17 protein-coding genes are annotated in these 21,263 nt (G+C 72.9%); 3 read left to right on the top strand and 14 right to left on the bottom strand.

Annotated elements, in window-relative coordinates; genetic code table 11:
- Window positions 1–78 precede the first annotated feature (78 nt).
- The 6 genes from topA to bldG form a co-directional block, all read right to left on the bottom strand.
- The gene (gene topA / locus AC07BS_RS14150) at window positions 79–2,955 is read right to left on the bottom strand and encodes a type I DNA topoisomerase (protein ID WP_478932244.1); all 2,877 of its coding nucleotides are present in this window, start codon (window positions 2,953–2,955) and stop codon (window positions 79–81) included.
- Window positions 2,956–3,239: 284 nt separating this feature from the next.
- Window positions 3,240–4,778 (bottom strand): DUF7059 domain-containing protein, encoded by a 1,539-nt coding sequence (locus AC07BS_RS14155; protein WP_478932246.1) that lies wholly within the window; start codon window positions 4,776–4,778, stop codon window positions 3,240–3,242.
- Window positions 4,779–4,946: 168 nt separating this feature from the next.
- Entirely contained in the window at window positions 4,947–5,519 is a 573-nt protein-coding gene (locus tag AC07BS_RS14160; protein WP_478645656.1) for a small secreted protein, read from the bottom strand.
- 333 nt (window positions 5,520–5,852) lie between these two features.
- The gene (locus AC07BS_RS14165) at window positions 5,853–8,237 is read right to left on the bottom strand and encodes a sodium-translocating pyrophosphatase (protein ID WP_478932248.1); all 2,385 of its coding nucleotides are present in this window, start codon (window positions 8,235–8,237) and stop codon (window positions 5,853–5,855) included.
- A gap of 708 nt (window positions 8,238–8,945) precedes the next feature.
- Window positions 8,946–9,425, bottom strand: coding sequence for an ATP-binding protein (locus tag AC07BS_RS14170; protein WP_478645652.1), 480 nt, complete (start codon window positions 9,423–9,425; stop codon window positions 8,946–8,948).
- 161 nt (window positions 9,426–9,586) lie between these two features.
- Entirely contained in the window at window positions 9,587–9,928 is a 342-nt protein-coding gene (gene bldG, locus AC07BS_RS14175) for an anti-sigma factor antagonist BldG (RefSeq protein ID WP_030367299.1), read from the bottom strand.
- Window positions 9,929–9,982: 54 nt separating this feature from the next.
- Here bldG and AC07BS_RS14180 point away from each other — a divergent pair, with 54 nt between their 5' ends.
- On the top strand, window positions 9,983–12,496 hold the full coding sequence (locus AC07BS_RS14180; protein ID WP_478932250.1) for a DEAD/DEAH box helicase: 2,514 nt from the start codon (window positions 9,983–9,985) through the stop codon (window positions 12,494–12,496).
- A gap of 25 nt (window positions 12,497–12,521) precedes the next feature.
- On the opposite strand, the gene AC07BS_RS14185 is transcribed toward AC07BS_RS14180, so the two are convergent.
- From AC07BS_RS14185 to ssd, 7 genes are all read right to left on the bottom strand, one after another.
- On the bottom strand, window positions 12,522–12,842 hold the full coding sequence (locus tag AC07BS_RS14185; protein ID WP_478645647.1) for an Rv3654c family TadE-like protein: 321 nt from the start codon (window positions 12,840–12,842) through the stop codon (window positions 12,522–12,524).
- A 7-nt stretch (window positions 12,843–12,849) separates the two neighbouring features.
- On the bottom strand, window positions 12,850–13,221 hold the full coding sequence (locus tag AC07BS_RS14190) for a TadE family type IV pilus minor pilin (protein ID WP_478645644.1): 372 nt from the start codon (window positions 13,219–13,221) through the stop codon (window positions 12,850–12,852).
- On the bottom strand, window positions 13,208–13,438 hold the full coding sequence (locus tag AC07BS_RS14195; protein WP_478932252.1) for a DUF4244 domain-containing protein: 231 nt from the start codon (window positions 13,436–13,438) through the stop codon (window positions 13,208–13,210). The genes AC07BS_RS14190 and AC07BS_RS14195 overlap by 14 nt, the downstream gene beginning before the upstream one ends.
- Before the next feature lie 81 nt (window positions 13,439–13,519).
- On the bottom strand, window positions 13,520–14,146 hold the full coding sequence (locus AC07BS_RS14200; RefSeq protein WP_478932254.1) for a type II secretion system F family protein: 627 nt from the start codon (window positions 14,144–14,146) through the stop codon (window positions 13,520–13,522).
- 245 nt (window positions 14,147–14,391) lie between these two features.
- Entirely contained in the window at window positions 14,392–15,345 is a 954-nt protein-coding gene (locus AC07BS_RS14205) for a type II secretion system F family protein (protein WP_478932256.1), read from the bottom strand.
- Window positions 15,342–16,499 (bottom strand): TadA family conjugal transfer-associated ATPase, encoded by a 1,158-nt coding sequence (locus tag AC07BS_RS14210; RefSeq protein ID WP_478645636.1) that lies wholly within the window; start codon window positions 16,497–16,499, stop codon window positions 15,342–15,344. Before AC07BS_RS14210 ends, AC07BS_RS14205 begins: the two co-directional genes overlap by 4 nt.
- The gene (ssd, locus tag AC07BS_RS14215) at window positions 16,496–17,608 is read right to left on the bottom strand and encodes a septum site-determining protein Ssd (RefSeq protein WP_478932258.1); all 1,113 of its coding nucleotides are present in this window, start codon (window positions 17,606–17,608) and stop codon (window positions 16,496–16,498) included. The genes AC07BS_RS14210 and ssd overlap by 4 nt, the downstream gene beginning before the upstream one ends.
- A gap of 451 nt (window positions 17,609–18,059) precedes the next feature.
- On the opposite strand from ssd, the gene AC07BS_RS14220 reads away from it, so the two are divergent.
- Window positions 18,060–18,899: an HAD family hydrolase gene (locus AC07BS_RS14220; RefSeq protein WP_478645630.1), complete on the top strand. Its 840-nt coding sequence runs from the start codon at window positions 18,060–18,062 to the stop codon at window positions 18,897–18,899.
- Window positions 18,900–19,212: 313 nt separating this feature from the next.
- Here the strand turns inward: AC07BS_RS14220 and AC07BS_RS14225 are convergent, their stop codons facing one another.
- Window positions 19,213–20,034, bottom strand: a complete 822-nt coding sequence (locus AC07BS_RS14225) for a Fic family protein (protein WP_478932260.1) — start codon at window positions 20,032–20,034, stop codon at window positions 19,213–19,215.
- A 101-nt stretch (window positions 20,035–20,135) separates the two neighbouring features.
- Here AC07BS_RS14225 and AC07BS_RS14230 point away from each other — a divergent pair, with 101 nt between their 5' ends.
- Window positions 20,136–21,128, top strand: coding sequence for an ATP-binding protein (locus AC07BS_RS14230; RefSeq protein ID WP_478932262.1), 993 nt, complete (start codon window positions 20,136–20,138; stop codon window positions 21,126–21,128).
- The last annotated feature ends 135 nt before the right edge of the window (window positions 21,129–21,263 follow it).

Here is a 21,263-nt window from a genome sequence, read left to right on the forward strand (position 1 = left end):
CCCCCGGAACACGGTGGCGGGGGTGGACCGCCCAGGTCCACCCCCACCGACCAGCTGTCACTCCGCCGAAGGCGACGCCTATTCCGCCGAGGCCGACGCCGAAGCCGGCGCCTCCGCGGCCGCCTTCGCCGCCGCGGCCGTCGTCTTCTTCGCCGCCGTCTTCTTCGTGGCGGCGGCCTTCTTGGTCGTCGTCGTCTTCTTGGCGGCGGTCTTCTTCGCGGCGGTCTTCTTCGCCGGCGCCTTCTTGGCCGTCGTCTTCTTCGCCACGGCCTTCTTGGCGGTCTTCTTCGCCGGGCCCTTCGCGCGCTTCTCGGCCAGCAGCTCGTAACCGCGCTCCGGCGTGATCGTCTCGACGTCGTCGTCGCGGCGCAGGGTCGCGTTCGTCTCGCCGTCGGTGACGTACGGGCCGAAGCGGCCGTCCTTCACCACGACCGGGCGCTCGCTGACCGGGTCGGTGCCCAGTTCCTTCAGCGGGGGCTTGGCCGCGGCCCGGCCGCGCTGCTTGGGCTGCGCGTAGATGGCCAGGGCCTCGTCCAGCGTGATCGTGAAGAGCTGGTCCTCGGTTTCCAGCGACCGCGAGTCCGTGCCCTTCTTCAGGTACGGACCGTAGCGGCCGTTCTGCGCGGTGATCTCCACGCCCTCGGCGTCGGCGCCGACGACGCGCGGCAGCGACATCAGCTTCAGGGCGTCGTCGAGCGTCACCGTGTCGAGGGACATCGACTTGAAGAGCGACGCCGTCCGCGGCTTGACCGCGTTCTTGCCGGTCTTCGGGGTGCCCTCGGGGAGGATCTCCGTGACGTACGGGCCGTAGCGGCCGTCCTTGGCGACGATCTGGTGGCCCGAGACGGGGTCCCGGCCCAGCTCGAAGTCGCCGCTCGGCTTGGCGAGCAGCTCCTCGGCGTACTCCACCGTGAGCTCGTCGGGGGCGAGGTCGCCGGGCACGTCGGCCCGCTGGTGGCCCTCCGCGTCCTTCTCGCCGCGCTCGACGTAGGGGCCGTAGCGGCCGACGCGCAGCACGATGTCGTTGCCGACGGGGAAGGAGGACACCTCGCGGGCGTCGATCGCGCCCAGGTCGGTGACGAGCTCCTTGAGGCCGCCGAGGTGGTCGCCGTCGCCGTTGCCGGCGTCCGCGGCGCCGCCCCCGACACCCTCGCCCTCGCCGAAGTAGAACCGGCGCAGCCACGGCACGGCCTGGGCCTCGCCGCGGGCGATGCGGTCGAGGTCCTCCTCCATGGAGGCGGTGAAGTCGTAGTCGACGAGCCGGCCGAAGTGCTTCTCCAGCAGGTTGACCACGGCGAAGCTCAGGAAGGACGGCACCAGGGCCGTGCCCTTCTTGAAGACGTAGCCGCGGTCGAGGATCGTGCCGATGATCGACGCGTACGTCGACGGGCGGCCGATCTCCCGCTCCTCCAGCTCCTTGACCAGCGACGCCTCGGTGTAGCGGGCCGGGGGCTTGGTGGCGTGGCCGTCGGCGGCGATCTCCTCGGCCGTCAGCGCGTCGCCCTCGGCGACCTGCGGCAGCCGGCGCTCGCGGTCGTCGAGCTCGGCGTTCGGGTCGTCGGCACCCTCGACGTAGGCCTTCATGAAGCCGTGGAAGGTGATGGTCTTGCCGGACGCGCTGAACTCGGCGTCCCGGCCGTCGGCGGACCGGCCGCCGATCCGCACGGTGACGGAGTTGCCGATCGCGTCCTTCATCTGGGAGGCGACGGTCCGCTTCCAGATCAGCTCGTAGAGCCGGAACTGATCACCGGTCAGACCGGTCTCCGCGGGAGTGCGGAAACGATCACCCGAAGGACGGATCGCCTCGTGCGCCTCCTGGGCGTTCTTGACCTTGCCCGCGTACGTGCGCGGCTTCTCCGGCAGGTAGTCGGCCCCGTACAGCTGCGTGACCTGGGCACGGGCCGCCTTCACGGCCGTGTCGGACAGCGTGGTGGAGTCCGTACGCATATAGGTGATGAAGCCGTTCTCGTACAGCTTCTGTGCCACCTGCATCGTCGCCTTGGCGCCGAAGCCCAGCTTGCGCGAGGCCTCCTGCTGGAGCGTGGTGGTGCGGAAGGGGGCGTACGGCGAACGGCGGTACGGCTTGGACTCGACGGAGCGCACGGCGAACGACGCGTCCGCGAGCGCCGCGGCCAGCGCGCGGGCGTTCGCCTCGTCCAGGTGCAGCACCGGAGCGCCGTCCTTGAGCCGCCCGGTCGAGCCGAAGTCGCGGCCCTGGGCCACGCGCCGGCCGTCGACCGAGGTCAGCCGGGCGGCGATGGTCGCCGGGTCGCCCGCGTCGCCCGCCCGGCCGGTGCCGAAGACGCCGGTGAGGTCCCAGTACTCGGCGGAGCGGAAGGCGATGCGCTCGCGCTCCCGCTCGACGACGAGACGGGTGGCCACGGACTGCACACGGCCGGCCGAGAGCCGCGGCATGACCTTCTTCCACAGGACCGGCGAGACCTCGTAGCCGTAGAGGCGGTCGAGGATGCGGCGGGTCTCCTGGGCGTCGACGAGCCGCTTGTTCAGCTCGCGCGGATTGGCGACGGCGGCCTGGATGGCGTCCTTGGTGATCTCGTGGAAGACCATCCGGCGGACCGGGACCTTGGGCTTGAGCACTTCCTGGAGGTGCCAGGCGATGGCCTCGCCCTCGCGGTCCTCATCGGTGGCCAGGAAGAGCTCGTCGGACTCGGACAGCAGCTCCTTGAGCTTCTTGACCTGGTCCTTCTTGTCGGCGTTGACGACATAGATGGGCTGGAAGTCCGCCTCGACGTTCACGCCGAGCCGGGCCCAGGGCTCACCCTTGTACTTGGCCGGGACCTCGGCGGCCCCGTTCGGCAGGTCACGGATGTGCCCGACGCTCGCCTCGACGACGTATCCGGGGCCGAGGTAGCCCTTGATCGTCTTCGCCTTGGCAGGCGACTCGACGATGACGAGTCGGCGGCCGCCCTGTGCGGTCTCGCTGGTCGGGGACAACTTCGCTCTTCTTCCGGTCGGCACTCGGTGTGGGCGTTTCGTGTGGGCGTTACGTGACGCTGCGGAGTGTGACGGTACATCCCGCCCCCGTGTCAAACGGAAAAAGCCCGCAACGCCACTCGAACGGTAACCCGACAAGCGTCCTGTCTGCCGCCCGGACCGTCACACCGCCACTGGCAAGGCTGCCACGACCCGGGGGGAAGGGGGGAAGTGAAAAACCTGACGCGAACACGACCCCTCCATCCCCCCTTCTCGGCAGTCCGCGAGCGGCCCCGGCGGCCGGCTCAGCCGCTGACCGGAGTGAGGAAGCCCTGGTCGACAAGCGTCCGGATGGACTCGGGGGTGCGGTCGCGCAGCAGCACCGGGTCCTCCCCCACCAGCTGGGCGATGGCGTCCAGGATGCGGCCGGCGCTGAGAGAGCCGTCACACACGCCCGCGAACCCGGCACCCACCGTGTCGACCTTCGTGGCCCGCCGCATGCCCCTGTTCTGCCGCAGCACCACGTGCTCGGGGTCCTCGGCGCCCGGCAGGCCGACCTGCTCCTGTGCCACCTCGGGGGCCAGCCGGTAGTGCGCGGCGAGCAGCGCGGCGTCGTCGTGGCCGCGCAGGAAGTCCTGCCGCTCGAAATGCGCCCGCACGGTGTCGCCCAGCGGCTGCTCGACCGGGTGCGGCCACTCCTCGGCGATCACGGAGGGACGGTCGGAACCCGTCTTGCGCAGCGTGATCCAGCCAAATCCGATGCCCTTGGTCCGCCGGGCCTCGAACTCGTCCAGCCACGCGTCGTAGCGGGCCGCGTACTCCTCCGGCGTGGTGCGGTGGTCGCCGGCGTCGCGCAGCCACAGCTCGGCGTACTGCGTGACGTCCTGCACCTCGCGCTGGACGATCCACGCGTCGCAGCCGCGCGGCACCCAGGAGGCCAGCCGCTCCCGCCAGTCCTCGCCCTCGACGTGCTGCCAATTGGCCAGAAGCTGGCAGTAGCCGCCGTCGTTGAGCCGCTCCGCCGCCCCGCCGACCAGCGTCCGGCACAGGTCGTCGCCACCCATGCCGCCGTCGCGGTAGGTCAGACGGGCGCCGGGGGAGATGACGAAAGGAGGGTTGGAGACGATCAGGTCGAAGGTCTCCCCGGCGACCGGCTCGAAGAGCGAACCCTGGCGCAGATCGGCCTCCGGTGCGCCGGACAGTGCGAGCGTGAGCCGGGCGATGCCCAGTGCGCGCGGGTTGAGGTCGGTGGCCGTGACCCGGGTGGCGTGCTGGGCCGCGTGGAGGGCCTGGATGCCGGAACCGGTGCCCAGGTCGAGGGCGCTCCCCACGGGGGTGCGGACCGTGATCCCGGCGAGCGTGGTGGACGCGCCGCCCACGCCGAGGACGAGCTCCGAACGGTCCACGCCGGCCGGGCCGCCCGGGCCCCCGGCGATCCCGCCCGCGCCGCCGACGGCGCACCCCAGGTCGGAGACGATCCACCAGTCCTGGCCCTCGGGACCGCCGTACGGGCGCACGTCCACGGTCGCCCGCACCAGCGTCTCGTCCCGCGCGTCGCGCACCAGCCAGCCGTCCGCGAGACAGTCGTCGACCGGAAGCACGGCGGCGGCCTGCCCGTACGGCACCGGGCGCTGCAACAGGAACAGCCGGACCAGCGTCTCCAGCGGGCCGTCGCCGCGCGTGGCGCGCAGGGCGGGAACGGTCTCGCTGCGGGCGAGCGCGGCGTAGGCGGGGGCGCCCAGCAGCTCGAGGAGGCCGTCGGCGGTGAAGGCCGCGGCCAGCAGGGAGTCGCGCAGCCGGGCGGTGCGCGCGGGGTCGGCGGTGGGGAGGTGCGTGGTACTCACGGGACCATTGTCGGGGCGCCCGCGGAGAATGGCGAAAGCCCGGCGCGGCGCCCACGGGGGCGACGCGCCGGACGAAGCCAACGGAACGGCCGACCGGGGCACTTCCCGGCCGGCGTTTCATTTCCTGATCGGCGTCACTTCTCGGCCGACGTCACTTCTTGGCCGACGTCACTTCTTGGTCGGCGTCGACGAGGCGTTCGACTTGCAGCCCGGCTGCTGCGCCATCGCCTTGCCCACGTCACCGGACTGGAGCTTCTTGAGCGCGTCGTCGCTGCGGCTGCTGAGCTTGCCGATGTCCCCGGCGATGCCCTTGAGGCCCTCGGCGAACTTCGCCTTGTCCTTGATGTCCAGCTCGTCGATGCGCTTCTTCAGACCCGTGTAGGCCGCGGAGAGGTCGTTGAGCGCCTTGACCGCGTTCTTCTGGCTGGTCTCGCCGTCCTTGACGGGCGGCGCGCCGGCACGGTCGACCGAGGTGGCCAGCGCCTTGTAGGCGTCGGCGTTGGCCTGGAAGGCCGTCGAATCGGTCTGCTGGATCTTCTTCGAGTCCTCCTCGTTCTGGACATTGGCGATCGAGGAGTTGGCCTCCTGGATCTTCTTCACCTGAGGCTGCATCTGGTCACAGACGTTCTTGGCCCAGTCGTCGAGCTTCTTCTTGCTGTCGTCGCCGCCACCGCCGCAGCCCGTCAGCGCCAGGACAAGTGCCGCCCCGCCGGACAGAGCAGCCACAAGCTTCTTGTTCACCGGATTGGTCCCTTCAATGGCTCTCGGCCCCGGAACTTACACGGCCGGGGCACGAGCGCCAGGAGCCGAGCACACCATACGTCCTTATTTCAATCCATTTGCACCACGCTGGGCGTGGCATTCGCCGCACGTGGTGGCCCTTTCCGCGGGGACGAACGGAGGACGAACGGAGGACGTACGGTGCGCTCCGGCACGCGTCCGGCCGTCACATACTCGGCCGACGCGTGCTCGGCCGTCACGCACTCGGCCGTCACGTACTCGGCCGTCACGTACTCGGCCGTCACGTGCTCGGCCGTCACGTGCTCGGCCGTCGCGTGCCGCGCTGAGGAACCGTCAGGAGACCACCGCCGGATCGGCCGGCCGCGTCGCCGGCCCGGGGTCGCCGTCCATGGCCACACCGCGCCGCCGGGACACGTAGACCGCGCCCACGATGACGACGATCGCCACCACCGCGACGGCGATCCGCAGACCCCGGTTGGCGTCGGCGCCGTACGAGAACTTCACCACGGCCGGCGCGATGAGCAGCGCGACCAGGTTCATCACCTTCAGCAGCGGGTTGATGGCGGGACCGGCGGTGTCCTTGAAAGGGTCGCCGACGGTGTCGCCGATGACCGTCGCCGCGTGCGCCTCGCTGCCCTTGCCGCCGTGGTGCCCGTCCTCGACCAGCTTCTTCGCGTTGTCCCAGGCGCCACCGGAGTTGGCGAGGAAGACGGCCATCAGCGTGCCGGTGCCGATCGCGCCCGCGAGGTACGAGCCGAGCGCCCCGACGCCGAGCGAGAAGCCGACGGCGATGGGCGCCATGACGGCGAGCAGGCCGGGCGTGGCCAGTTCGCGCAGGGCGTCCTTGGTGCAGATGTCCACCACCCGCCCGTACTCCGGCTTCTCGCTGTAGTCCATGATCCCGGGGTGCTCGCGGAACTGCCGGCGCACCTCGTAGACCACCGCGCCGGCCGACCGGGACACCGCGTTGATGGCCAGGCCGGAGAAGAGGAAGACGACCGCGGCGCCGAGCACCAGGCCCACGAGGTTGTTCGGCTGCGAGATGTCCAGGCTCAGGCCGAGCGCCCCCGCGTCGGCCTGTACGTCCGCGACGGCGGTGGCGATCGCGTCGCGGTACGACCCGAACAGCGCCGACGCGGCCAGCACGGCCGTGGCGATGGCGATGCCCTTGGTGATCGCCTTGGTGGTGTTGCCGACGGCGTCGAGGTCGGTGAGCACCCGCGCGCCCGCGCCCTCGACGTCGCCGGACATCTCGGCGATGCCCTGCGCGTTGTCCGAGACCGGCCCGAAGGTGTCCATGGCGACGATGACCCCGACGGTGGTGAGCAGACCCGTACCGGCCAGGGCCACCGCGAACAGCGCCAGCATGATGGAGGTGCCGCCCAGCAGGAACGCGCCGTAGACGCCGAGCGCGATCAGCACCGCCGAGTAGACCGCCGACTCCAGCCCGACGGAGATGCCGGAGAGCACGACGGTCGCGGGTCCGGTCAGGGAGGTCCTGCCGATGTCGCGCACGGGCCGCCGGCCGGTCTCCGTGAAGTAGCCGGTGAGCTGCTGGATGAGGGCGGCCAGCACGATGCCGATGGCGACGGCCACGAGCGCGAGCACCCGCGGGTCCCCGCCGTGGCCGCTGATCGCCTCGTCACCGATGCCGGCCAGGTCCGCGTAGCTCGACGGCAGATAGGCGAACACCGCCACCGCCACCAGGGCGAGGGAGATGACGGCCGAGATGAAGAAGCCCCGGTTGATGGCGGTCATGCCGCTCCGGTCGCTGCGCCGGGGCGCCACCGCGAAGATGCCGATCATCGCGGTCACCACACCGATGGCGGGCACGAGCAGCGGGAAGGCGAGCCCCGCGTCGCCGAAGGCGGCCTTGCCCAGGATCAGCGCGGCGACGAGCGTGACCGCGTAGGACTCGAAGAGGTCGGCCGCCATGCCCGCGCAGTCGCCGACGTTATCGCCCACGTTGTCGGCGATGGTGGCGGCATTGCGCGGGTCGTCCTCCGGAATGCCCTGCTCCACCTTGCCGACCAGGTCGGCGCCCACGTCGGCGGCCTTGGTGAAGATGCCGCCGCCGACCCTCATGAACATGGCCAGCAGGGCGGCACCGAAGCCGAAGCCCTCCAGCACCTTGGGCGCGTCGGCCGCGTACACCAGAACGACGCAGGAGGCGCCCAGCAGGCCCAGCCCGACGGTGCACATCCCCACGACGCCACCCGTGCGGAACGCGATCTTCATGGCCCGGTGCGCGACGGCCGTCAGGTCCTTCTCGGGTTCGCCCTCGGCGGGCGTGGCCTCACGCGCGGCGGCGGCCACCCGCACATTGCTGCGCACCGCCAGCCACATGCCGAGGTAGCCGGTCGCCGCCGAGAAGAGCGCGCCGACCAGGAAGAAGAGCGAACGACCGAGCCGCTGCGACCAGTTGTCCGCCGGAAGCAGCATGAGGAGGAAGAACACGATCACGGCGAACACGCCGAGCGTGCGCAACTGCCGGGCGAGATAGGCGTTCGCGCCCTCCTGCACCGCCGCGGCGATTCTCCGCATGGAATCGGTCCCCTCGCCGGCCGAGAGCACCTGTCGCACCAGTACCACCGCCACCGCGAGTGCCGCGATCGCGACCGCCGCGATCACCATCACCAGGGTGCGATTGCCGTCGGTCAGCTCGACCGCGAGAGTCTGAGTGAAGTCCACCTGTCGAGGGGTAAAAGGCCCCGCCATTCGTCCTCCCTGACGTTTGGCACATGGGCGCGCGGCCGCACCGCGACAACGGGGACAGGCACGGGAACGGCCGCCACGCTCAGGCGTCCTGAGCTCAAGATGGACGGATTGTAGGGAGCATGACCGGATCAAAACAGAGCGCGGCAAACGGAATGAGACGCTTCGAGATTCCCGGCGCATTGTTCATCGGTGAAGATCCCGGAAATGATCCGCCGATGCGACGCTCCCCGTGAAGATCCGGGAAACCCGCGCGGAACGCACGACGGGAGCCTGAGGCGGGAGGGACAGGAACGCGGACACGATCGGCCACGCCCCGGGCACGCTCGCCCCTTCCCCGGTCGCGAATACGGCACCTGAGGCGCCCGGCCTACAGCAGAAGACGGCCACCGGCCTACGGTCGGCGGGCACCGGCCGGGGCCACGAGGCGGCGGCCGGACGCGGCCGGCCAGGGCGTGGCGGAGGGGCCAGGACGGGACAGGCAGCCAGGGCGCGAGGGGTGGGCCAGAACATGGCCGACGGGCCAGGACGCGGCTGACGGCTAGGAGGTGGCTGACGGCTAGGAGGTGGCCGACGGGCCAGGACGCGGCCGACGGGCCAGGACGCGGCCGACGGGCCAGGACGCGGCCGACGGGCCAGGACGCGGCCGACGGGCCAGGACGCGGCCGACGGGCCAGGACACGGCTGACGGGCCAGGGCGTGACGGGCGGGCTACGACGCGGCGGGGGCCGGGGTCGTCGGCCAGCTCATCCGGATCGTCCCGCCGGCCTCACCGGCCGAGACCTCGACGTCGTCGACCAAACCGCTGATCACCGCGAGACCCATGTCGTCCTCGCTGTCGCCACCACCGGCCTCCTCGGGCGCCCGGCCGGCACCGGCGGAGCCCGGTGACGCCGACGCGCCCGCCGCACCCGACGTGGCCAGGGCCACCGGAGTGGCCCGCGGGGCGTCATCGTCGACCTCGATGGAGAACTTCTTCTCGTCCTCGGTCAGCACGACCCGCACCGGGCTGGAGATCCCCTGGCTGGCATGAAGGCTGACGGCACGCGAACAGGCCTCACCGACGGCGAGCCGGACCTCGTCCAGCACGGCCTCGTCGACTCCGGCCCGGCGCGCCACCGCGGCCGCCACGAGCCTGGCGGTCCGGACGTGCTCGGGAAGGGCACTGAAGAGAAGTTCGACGGTGGCCATGCCATCCCCCTCGGTGGAACGTGCCCTCTTTCCCTCTCCTGGAAGAGGGCGGACTCGCGGAGGGGCCGGACCCTCGGGCCCATGACCCCCCGGCGCGGTTCTGTCGTCGGGCGTCCGCCACCGGCCGGTCAGCCCGGCCGCCGCGTCCGCCCGGCGGGGTGTCAGTCGGTCGCCTGCACCGCGTCCTCGACCGAGGTGTGAATCGGGAACACCTTGGTCAGGCCGGTGATACGGAAAATCTTCAGAATGCGCTCCTGGTTGCAGACCAGCCGCAGCGAGCCCTCATGGGCCCGTACCCGCTTCAGTCCGCCGACCAGCACGCCGAGCCCGGTGGAGTCGAGGAAGTCGACGCCCTCCATGTCCACGACGAGGTGATAGCTGCCGTCGTTGACCAGCTCGACCAGCTGCTCCCGCAGCTTGGGCGCGGTGTACACATCAATCTCGCCACCGACCCGGACAACCGTGCGGTCGCCTACGGTCTCGGTCGACAGGGACAGGTCCACGGATCCTCCAGCACCTTGCATCGAGCGGTCGCCCCCCATGGATCGGCAGCCGCGATGGCATTCAATCACTTACCGGCAGGCGTGCACGACGCCTTGACGCCATTGTCCGTCACTCCAGTGACACACTCGGTGTCGATGGCCAACGATCAACTCCCGCCGGAGGCGGGCGTACATCCCGCTCCCCGGACGGTCCTCGACCGCATCGCCGCCGGGCCGAGCCGGGCTGCACGCATCACTCATACGGAGCACTTGCCCCCGCGTCCCGGACGTCATGCCCCCTGGCCCGAGAAGATCCGGCCGGAGGTCATCGACGCCATCCGGGCGGCCGGCATCGAACGACCCTGGGCCCACCAGGCACGCACCGCCGAGCACGCGCTGCGCGGCGAGTCCGTGGTCGTGGCCACCGGCACCGCCTCCGGCAAGTCCCTCGCGTATCTGGCGCCGGTGCTCAGCACCCTCCTGGACGGCTCCGAGGCCCCCAATGGACGCGGCACCACCGCCCTCTACCTCGCCCCCACCAAGGCCCTGGCGGCCGACCAGCGCCGCGCCGTCCGCGCCCTGGCCGAGCCCCTGGGCAAGGGCGTCCGGCCCGCCGTCTACGACGGCGACACGCCGGTCGAGGAACGCGAATGGGTGCGCCAGTACGCCAACTACGCGCTGACCAATCCCGACATGCTCCACCGTTCGATCCTGCCGGCCCACCCCCGCTGGGCCTCCTTCCTGCGCGCCCTGCGCTACGTCGTCATCGACGAGTGCCACACCTACCGCGGCGTCTTCGGCTCGCACGTCGCCCAGGTGCTGCGCCGGCTGCGGCGCGTCTGCGCCCGCTACGGCTCCGACCCCGTCTTCCTCCTCGCCTCCGCGACCGCCTCGGAACCCGCCGTCGCCGCGAGCCGCCTCACCGGCCTTCCGGTCACCGGCGTCACCGAGGACGCCTCACCGCGCGGCGAGCTCGTCTTCGCCCTCTGGGAGCCCCCGCTCACCGAGCTCCACGGCGAGCGCGGCGCCCCCGTCCGCCGCACCGCCACCGCCGAGACCGCCGAGCTCCTCACCGACCTCGCCGTCCAGGGCGTCCGCACCGTCGCCTTCGTCCGCTCCCGGCGCGGCGCCGAGCTGGTCTCCCTGATCGCGCAGGAACGCCTCGCCGCCGTCGACCGCTCCCTCCCCTCCCGCGTCGCCGCCTACCGCGGCGGCTACCTCCCCGAGGAACGCCGCGCCATCGAGCGCGCCCTCCACACCGGCGAGCTGCTGGGCCTCGCCGCCACCTCCGCCCTCGAACTGGGCGTCGACGTCGCCGGCCTCGACGCCGTCCTGCTGTCCGGCTACCCCGGCACCCGCGCCTCCCTGTGGCAGCAGGCCGGCCGCGCGGGACGTACGGGCCGGGGCGCGCTCGCCGTCCTCGTCGCCCGGGACGACCCGCTGGACACCTACCTCGTCCACCACCCCGACGCTCTGTTCCGGCAGCCCGTCGAGTCCACCGTCCTCGACCCGGACAACCCCTACGTCCTCGCCCCCCATCTGTGCGCCGCGGCCGAGGAACTGCCGCTCACCGAGTCCGACCTGTCGCTCTTCGGCCCTGAGGCCATGGTCGTCATCTCCCAGCTCGAAGCCCGCAAGCTGCTCCGGCGCCGGGCCTCCGCCTGGCACTGGACCCGCCGCGAACGGGCCGCCGACCTCGCCGACATCCGGGGCGGCGGCGGGCGGCCCGTCCAGATCGTGGAGGAGGGCACGGGCCGGCTGCTCGGCACCGTGGACGCGGCCGCCGCCCACGGCACCGTCCACGAGGGCGCCGTCCACCTCCACCAGGGCCGCACCTACCTCGTGCGCCACCTCGACCTGGACGAGTCCGTCGCCCTCGTCGAGCAGGCCGACCCGCCGTATTCGACGACCGCCCGCGACACCACCGCCATCTCCGTCCTGGAGACCACCACCGAGATCCCCTGGGGGGACGCGCGGTTGTGCTTCGGCTCCGTCGAGGTCACCAACCAGGTCGTCTCCTTCCTCCGCCGCAAACTGATCACCGGCGAGGTCCTCGGCGAGACCAAGCTGGACCTGCCGCCCCGCACCCTGCGCACCCGCGCCGTGTGGTGGACGGTCACCGAGGACCAGCTCGACGCCGCCCGGATCATCCCCGAGGCCCTCGGCGGCGCCCTCCACGCCGCCGAACACGCCTCCATCGGCATGCTCCCCCTCTTCGCCACCTGCGACCGCTGGGACATCGGAGGCGTCTCCGTGCCCCTCCACCCCGACACCCTCCTCCCCACCGTCTTCGTCTACGACGGCCAGCCCGGCGGCGCCGGATTCGCCGAGCGCGCCTTCCACACGGCCGCCCGCTGGCTCGGCGCCACCCGCGAGGCGATCGCCGCCTGCGAGTGCGACACCGGCTGCCCCTCGTGCATCCAGTCCCCCAAGTGCGGCAACGGCAACGACCCGCTCGACAAACGGGCGGCGATCCGCCTCCTGACCCACCTCCTCGCCGGCGCCCCCGCCCCGGAGAACCCGGAGAACCCGGAGAACACCGAGGGCGGGGAGGGCCAGGAGGGCAGGGAGGCCCCAGAGGGGCCGTAGGGTCCCCCGGGGTGGCGCCCTGGACTCAGGGGAGGGCCTGGGGCGGCCCCGCCCGGGAGCGGACCCGTACGGCGTAGGGGCCGGCCCTCGCCTCCGCCTCCACGTCCGCGAACTCCCCCCGCACCGCGCACCGCACCACGCGCGCCGCCTGGGCCGCGGCGACCTCGCGGGCCAGCCGGCAGGCCGTGCCCTCGCCGAGGAGGGCGTGATCGGCCGCCGCCAGCACCGCCAGATCCGCCGCGCCTCCCGCCCGGTGCCGGGCCGCCACAGCCTGGCCCATGGCCATCACCGCGGCGAACACCACACAGAACGCCATGGCCGCGACCGCCACCCACACCGACGCCATGCCCCGGTCACCCCACCGTGTCCTCCGCAAGGGCCACCGCCTCTCCGCCCAGCGGCACCGCCAGTGGTCCAGGGCCGGCCGCCTCCGCCCGGACCCGCACCCGTACCAGGTCCCCCTCCCGCGCCACCGAGATCCGCGCGCCGCGCGGGGCCGCCGACCGGGCCGCGGCGACGGCCGCCGCCGGCGGGTCGTCCCGGGCGGCCGCCCGCGCCCCCGCCCGCGCCGCGTCCACGCACTGGATCTGCGCGGCCGACGCCATCACTCCCCAGATCAGGGCGAGCGTGAGGAACACCAGCACCGGCATCACCAGCGCCGCCTCGGCGGTCACATAACCGCCGTCGCCCCCGGCCCGCGCCGACCGCCCGTCAGAACGTCGCATGGAGCGCCTTCACGATCAGCTGCTGCAACGCCGCGTTCACCGGCCCGCTCGTGACCACCTTGTAGAGCACCGCCGCCAGCGCACAGGCGGCGAGCGTCCCCACCGCGTACTCCGCGGTCGTCATCCCGGCCTCCCCGGCGCTCCGCGCCCGCCGCCGGCACCGCGACCACCAGGCCGCCGCCGTCTCCGTCACGGCCGTTCCCATCGCTGTCGCCATCGTCGTTTCCTCCCCCTGCGCCACGGACCCGCTCCCGCCTGGCGCCTCGTCACTTTCCTCATGACCGGGCCCTTTCGCCGGTCACGTGCTTCGCATCAGCCCGCCGGCCAGTCCGATCACCACCGGGACCACCCCGACGGCCAGGAAGGCGGGCAGGAAGCACAGGCCCAGCGGTGCCGTGGCCAGCACGCCCGCCCGCCTGGCCCGTATCGCCGCCGCCCGCGCCCGCCCCGCGCGCAGGTGCGCCGCCAGGCGGGCCATGGGCTCCACGGCCGGAACACCTGTGGCCTGTGCCCGCTCCAGACAGCGGGCCGTGCTCCCGGCCCCCGGCAGCTCACCGAGCCGCCCCCAGGCCACGGCCGGATCGCCGCCCAGCCGCACCTCCGCGGCGGCCTGCGCCAGCCGCTCCCCCACCGGGCCGCCGAGCGAGCCCCCGACCGCCTCCGCGGCCTCCCTGGGGCCGGCCCCCGCGGCCAGACAGGCGGCCAGGAGATCGGCCGCCAACGGAAGCTGGCGCCCCACCTCCTCGGCCAGGACCTCGTCGGCCGCCCGCTCCGCCGTCCGGCCCCGCCACCACACCGCGTACGCGACGGCGAGCCCCGCGCCGCACCAGACGATCCCCCCGACGAACCCGATCGCGAGGAGACCGGCCCCCGCCACCACGGCGGCCCACCACGGCGTCCCCGACCGCCGGCCCTTCGAGCCCACCGACCCCGTGGAACCCGTCGATCCCCCAGGACTCACTGGCTCTGGTGAACCCCTCAGACCCGCCAGAACCCTCCGTCTCCCGCGCCCGGCGGAACCGGCAGCCCCGGCCACCGGACCGGCGAACAGCGCCGCTCCCCGCCGCCGGGCCGATCTCCTGCCCCGGGCCCCGCTCCCCAGGGCCGGCACGGCCCACGCCGCCGCCACCGCCAGGACCACCGCCCACAGGCTGTGGACAATCCCCGCACTCACGTCCGCCCCCTCCCCGGGCCCTCGGCGGCCCGTACGATCCGTCGCGTCCACGCGATTCCCGCGGACTCCAGCAGCCCGCCGACCACCAGGCAGCCGAGCCCGGCCGGGGTGTGCAGCAGCACCCGCAGCGGCTCCGCCCCCAGCGCGCTGCCCATCAGCAGGGCCAGCACCGGCAGCAGGGCCAGCATCACGGCGGTCGACCGCGTGCCCGCCAGCTGCGCGCGCAGCTCCTCCCGCTGGTCGCGCTCGGCGCCGAGGGCGGCCGCGATCCGCTCCAGACCGGCGGCCAGCCCCGCCCCGCCGTCGACCGCGACCCGCCAGCACGCCGCCACGCCGTTGAGCCCTTCCGCCCCTTCCTGCCTGCCGGCCCGCCGCAGCGCCTTCGACACGTCCCCGCCGAACCGGGCGGCCGCCGGCACCGCCGGCCAGCCCGGCCCCACCTCCTGTCCTTTCAACACCGAGACCGCCTCACCCGGTTGCCTGCCGGCCCGCAGGTCGCCCGCGACGGTGCCGCACAGCTCGATGACGGCCGCCTCCCGGCGTTCGCGCTCCCGCTCCCGCCGCCGCGCGGCCAGCACCCGCCGCGCCGTCGGCACGGCCAGCGCTCCCGCGACGACCGGCAGGAACGAGTCGCCCAGGAGCCCGACCGCGCAGCCGACCGGAAGGCACACCAACTCGCGCCTCTCCCGCGCCGTCCGCCACAGCCGCACGCCCCATGCCACGCACCACGGCGGCAGCGTCACGCCCGGCCGGGTCCCGACGAGCGCGTCACCTTCCGCGAGCAGCAGCCTGGCCCGGCGCACCCCCGCCCCTTGACGCACCCTCAGCCCCACCAAGGCCGCAAGGGCCACGAGAACCGTGACGCACACCAGCAGTCCCGGGCCGGCCCACGGCGCCGGGGCCCACGACGGCACCGGCACGGCGATCGCCAGGCGCGACCGGCCGGTCATGGCCCGCTCCCGCCGCGACGGCACAGGGCCACGAGCCGGTCCCACCCGGGCGCCCGCTCGAACCCGGTCGTGCCCCCGACGGCGGCGGGAACGGTGGTCACGAAGCCGGCCCGGTCACGCTCCAGGACGTGCACCTCCGCGACCCGCCGTCGGCCGCCGTGGTCCCTGACGAGATGGATCACCACCGACAGCGCCGCCGCCAGCTGGCTGTGCAGGGCGGCGCGGTCGAGCCCCGCCGTCGACCCCAGCGCCTCCAGCCGGGCCGGGACGTCCGAGGCGGCGTTCGCGTGGACCGTCCCGCACCCGCCCTCGTGCCCGGTGTTGAGCGCGGCCAGCAGGTCCGTGACCTCGGCGCCGCGCACCTCGCCCACCACCAGCCGGTCCGGTCGCATCCGCAGCGCCTGGCGCACCAGGTCCCGCAGCGTCACCAGACCGCTGCCCTCCTGGTTCGCGGGCCGGGTCTCCAGCCGTACGACGTGCGGGTGGTCGGGGCGGAGCTCGGCCGAGTCCTCGGCGAGCACGATCCGCTCGTCCGGGGCGACCAGCCCCAGCAGGCTGGACAGCAGCGTCGTCTTGCCCGAGCCCGTGCCCCCGCTGATGAGGAACGACAGCCGGGCCTCGAGCACCGCCCGCAGCAGCCGCTGTCCGCCGGGCGGCACCGTCCCCGCTGCCACCAGCTCCTCCAGCGCGAACGCGCGGGGCCGCACGACCCGGAGCGAGAGGCAGGTGGAGCCGACGGCCACCGGGGGCAGGACGGCGTGCAGCCGCGTGCCGTCGGGAAGTCTGGCGTCCACCCACGGCCGGGCGTCGTCCAGCCGCCGGCCGGCGATCGCGGCGAGCCGCTGGGCCAGCCGCCGCACCGCCGCCGCGTCGGGGAACGAGACCCCCGTCCGCTCCAGGCCCGCGCCCCGGTCGACCCACACCTGGTCGGGGGCGGTGACGAGCACATCGGTGACGTCGGGTTCGGCGAGGAGCGGCTCCAGCGGACCGGTGCCGACCAGCTCCGAGCGCAACCGGGCCGCCACGCCGAGCACTTCGGCGTCCCCGAGCAGCCGGCCTTCGGAGCGCAGGGCCTCGGCGACCCGTGCGGGCGTCGGCTCGGCGCCGCTCTCGGCCAGCCTCAGCCGCACCGCCTCCAGCAGCGCGCCGCTCATGACGGCCTCCCCCCGCCCTCGGGGAGCGCCCGGGCCCAGAATCCGGCGCTGAACCGCGCCAGCGGTCCGCGGTCCGCGCCGCCCGGCGGGCGGCCGGCGTTCAGCGCGTCCGTCAACCCGGGCTCCGGGGGCAGCTCACCGGCGAGCGGCAGGCCCAGCAGCCGGGCGATCTCCTCACCCGGCAGCCCGGAGCCGAACGGACCGCGCACGACGGCGCGCAGATCGCCCAGCAGCATCCTCAGCACGGCGGCCACCCGGTGCGCGGCCGCGACGGCCCGCAGCTCGGCGGGCACGACCAGCAGGCCCATGTCGAGCTGGCCGACGGCCTCCAGGGCCGTCTCGTCGAGGCGGCGCGGCAGATCCACGACCACCACGCCGCCGCGCCGGCGGGCGGCGGCCAGGACGGCGCGCATCGCGTCGGGCGGGACGGCGGCACAGTCCCCCCGGCCCCAGCTCAGGAGGCGCAGGGAGTGGAGTTCGGGCAGGGCCTCCTCCAGCGCCCGGCCGGCGACGCGGCCACGGGAGTCGGCGAAGGCGGGCCAGCGCAGACCCTCGGCCCGTTCGCCGCCGAGCAGGACGTCGAGGCCGCCGCCGAGCGGATCGCCGTCGATCAGCATCGTCCGGTGGCCGGCGCGGGCCGCGCCGACGGCCAGGGCGCAGGCCAGCGTGCTCGCCCCGGCACCACCGCGGCCGCCGATCACGCCGACCGTGAGCGCGGGACGGCCCACGCCCTCCACGGCGTCGGCGATCCGGTCGACCAGCCAGCCCTCGCCGTCGGGCAGCAGCACGACGTTCTGGGCGCCGAGGCCGACGGCCCTCTCCCAGACGCCGGAGTCGTCGAGATCGCGGCCGACGAGCACGACGCCGTCCCTGCGGGCGGTGCCGCGCAGTCCGGTGGCGCGGTCGTCGCCGACCAGGATCAGCGGGGCACTCTCCCAGACGCCGGCGCTCGGGGGTGCCCCGTGCGCGACCTCGGGCACGGCCCCGGCCGCCGCGCACAGTCTCAACAGGTCGTCGAGCAGCCCCTCGTCCTCCGTGACGATCAGCGGCCTGCCCTGCCGCCCGTCCCCGGCGGCGGCCGGGCAATCGGATGCATTGGATCCGGTCACGGTCTCCTCCCCTCTCACTACGCGCTCTCGCATCCGCGGGCATCGCGGAACTCGCGGGGAATCACCGTGCAGCGAACCGGGAAATCGTGTGGATCTTGGTCAAAAACTGTGGACAACTCAACGGATGTGAATATCCCCCTCACCTATCCCGGTGACTTCCGGAGAGCAGCGCGCCGATTACCCTGCGTAACAGGTAAGAAGGAGGCGGTGGCGACGCCCGTCCGGGCGCACGATGCGGGGGAGGACCCGATGAGGAGACCGGAAAAGTATCCGGACATGCGACGACCCCCGCCGGGGGGGAGAGCGGGGGTCGTCCCCACGGCCGACTCGGGGGGGGAGGAGTCGGACCGGGTTAGACACGGTCGCGAACGATCCGTGACTTCCATGGTGTACCCGAGAGCCTTCTCAGGCAAACCCACACGCCTCAGCTTACGCCGAATGGAGGGCCCCTATGCTCGGCGGAGTGGAAAACCACTCCTTGCCTCGGACTGCCGCGTTCTTTGATCTGGACAAGACAGTCATTGCGAAGTCGAGCACGCTCACCTTCAGCAAGTCCTTCTACCAAGGCGGCCTGATCAACAGGCGCGCCGTGTTGCGCACCGCCTATGCCCAGTTCGTCTTCCTGGCCGGCGGCGCCGACCACGACCAGATGGAGCGGATGCGCGAGTATCTGTCGGCGCTCTGCCGGGGCTGGAACGTCCAGCAGGTCCGGGAGATCGTCGCCGAGACCCTCCACGAGCTCATCGACCCGATCATCTACGACGAAGCCGCCTCCCTCATCGAGGAGCACCACGCCGCCGGACGCGACGTGGTGATCGTCAGCACCTCGGGCGCCGAGGTCGTGGAGCCGATCGGGGCGCTGCTGGGCGCGGACCGCGTCGTCGCCACCCGCATGGTCATGGAGGACGGCGTCTTCACCGGGGAGATCGAGTACTACGCCTACGGCCCGACCAAGGCCGAGGCCATCCGGGAGCTCGCCGCCTCGGAGGGATACGACCTGTCGCGCTGCTACGCCTACAGCGATTCGGTGACCGACATTCCGATGCTCGAGTCCGTGGGCCATCCGCATGCGGTCAATCCCGATCGCGGGTTGCGGCGCGAGGCGGTCGCCCGCGACTGGCCGATCCTCTCCTTCAACCGGCCCGTACGACTCAAGCAGCGCGTGGCGGCGCTGTCCATGCCGTCGCGACCCGCACTGGTGGTGGCCGCCGCGTTCGGTGCGGCCGCCGCCACGGCCGGTCTGGTCTGGCTCGCCGGCCGCCGCCGCGGCCCCTCGGGCGGCTTGACCTGATTCGTCACGGAAAGCAAAGAAGTGAGGCCCGCACTTCCGGTTCTGTCACGACAGGAGTAGAAAGGACTTAACGGCCCGCGAGACCAGGGACATCCGGGAGGACGCCCTTCACGCACCAAGGCCCCACGGACCGCGCACGGAAGTCGGGCACCCACGCGACGCCGACCCGTCGATTACGGGCCAGCCGCACCAGGTGACGGGCGAAGTCCCCGACCTGATGGGCAAACATCGTGCACGCTTGGTAACCCGACGGATGTGCCAGCGGCGGTACCCGAGCAGTACAGGTACCGCCGCAACCCTTTGTCCGGCTCCGTCAGGCCGCGCCGCGCTGGAGCGCCTCGCAGACGGCCGTGCTCTCCCGCACACCGAGCTCGATCGCCCGGCCGCAGTGGGCGATCCACGCCCCCAGCCCCTCGGGCGTACCCGACACGTAGCCCTCCAGCGCCTCGGCGTACGCCGAACGGCCCTGCTCCGCGTGGCCGACCTCCGCCGGGCAGATCGACTTGGGGTCGAGCCCACTGCCCACCAGCACGATCCGCTCGGCCGCGCGCGCGACGAGGCCGTTGTGCGTCCCGAACGGCCGCAGGGCCAGCAGCTCGCCGTGCACCACGGCCGCCGTGACCAGCGCGGGCGCCTGAGTCCCGGCGATCAGCAGGTCGGCCAGGCCCTCCAGACGGCCCGACATCTCCCCGGCGTCCGGCAGCGGCAGCTCGATCAGCGGCTCCTCGACCGGCTCTCCGGCGAGTCGCGGCCTGCCGATCGTGTCGTCGGGCCGGTCGCCGCCGGCGGCCACGAGGTGCAGCCTGGCCAGCACCCGCAGCGGCGACTGACGCCACACGCTGAGCAGTTGACCCGCCTCCGCGGTCAGCCGCAGCGCCGCGCCCACCGTCCGCGGTTCGCCCTCCCCGCCGAAGTCGGAACGGCGGCGCACCTCTTCGAGCGCCCAGTCCGCACCGGACAGCGCGGCCGAGGCCCGGGCGCCACGCAGGGCGGCCTCGGAGGTGATCTCATTGCTGCGGCGGCGCATCACCCGATGGCCGTACACCCGGTCCACGGCCTTGCGTACGGAGTCCACGGCGTCGGCCACGCCCGGGAGGGAACCCAGGACGGCGAGCGGATCAGCTGGCGTACTCATGCGTAAGACAGTACGCACCTTGCCCTGAAACCCCTCGAAAGAGTGGTCCTCTTCACTCACGGTTCTCACTCAGAGCACCTCCGCACCTACTCTTGGTGAACATGAAGATCGCTTTCGTAGGGAAGGGCGGCAGCGGCAAGACCACCCTGTCCTCTCTGTTCATCCGCCACCTCGCCGCCGGGCAGGCCCCCGTCATCGCGGTGGACGCCGACATCAACCAGCACCTCGGCGCAGCGCTGGGGCTCGACGAGACGGAGAGCGCCGCCCTGCCCGCGATGGGCGCCCGGCTCCCCCTGATCAAGGACTATCTGCGCGGCTCGAACCCCCGCATCATCTCGGCCGAAACCATGATCAAGACGACACCCCCGGGCGAGGGCTCCCGCCTGCTGCGCGTCGGCGAGGACAACCCGGTCTACGAGGCGTGCGCCCGCACGGTGGGACTGGACGACCACGCCACCGCACGGCTGATGGTGACCGGCCCGTTCAACGACTCCGACCTCGGCGTCGCCTGCTACCACTCGAAGGTCGGCGCGGTGGAGCTGTGCCTCAACCACCTCGTCGACGGCCCGGGCGAGTACGTGGTCGTCGACATGACCGCGGGCAGCGACTCCTTCGCGTCCGGCATGTTCACCCGCTTCGACATGACCTTCCTGGTCGCCGAGCCCACCCGGAAGGGGGTCTCGGTGTACCGCCAGTACAAGGAGTACGCGCGGGACTTCGGGGTCGGACTCAAGGTCGTGGGGAACAAGGTGCAGGGCCCGGACGACCTGGACTTCCTGCGCGCCGAGGTCGGCGACGACCTCCTGACGACGTTCGGCCACTCCGACTGGGTGCGGGCCATGGAGAAGGGCCGGCCGCCCCGGTTCGAGCTGCTGGAGGAGGCCAACCGGCAGGCCCTGCAGACCCTGCGGGCCACGGCCGACGCGTCGTACGAGCGACGGGACTGGCGGCGCTACACCCGCCAGATGGTGCACTTCCACCTCAAGAACGCCGAGAGCTGGGGCAACGCGAAGACCGGCGCCGACCTGGCGGCCCAGGTGGACCCCGCCTTCATCCTGGACGAACGGCTCCTGGCGGCCCCTCAGCCCGCCTGAGTCCCGCCTGCGCCCCGCCTGAGCCTCCACCCGAAGAACGGACAAACGGACAAAAGGAGATATTCACTCGACAGGGGGAATCTCCCCTCCAAACCTCGGTAAAGTCTTTACTCTCCATTACGATCCGTTTACTGA

It is taken from the genome of Streptomyces sp. NPDC044063, assembly GCF_056434285.1.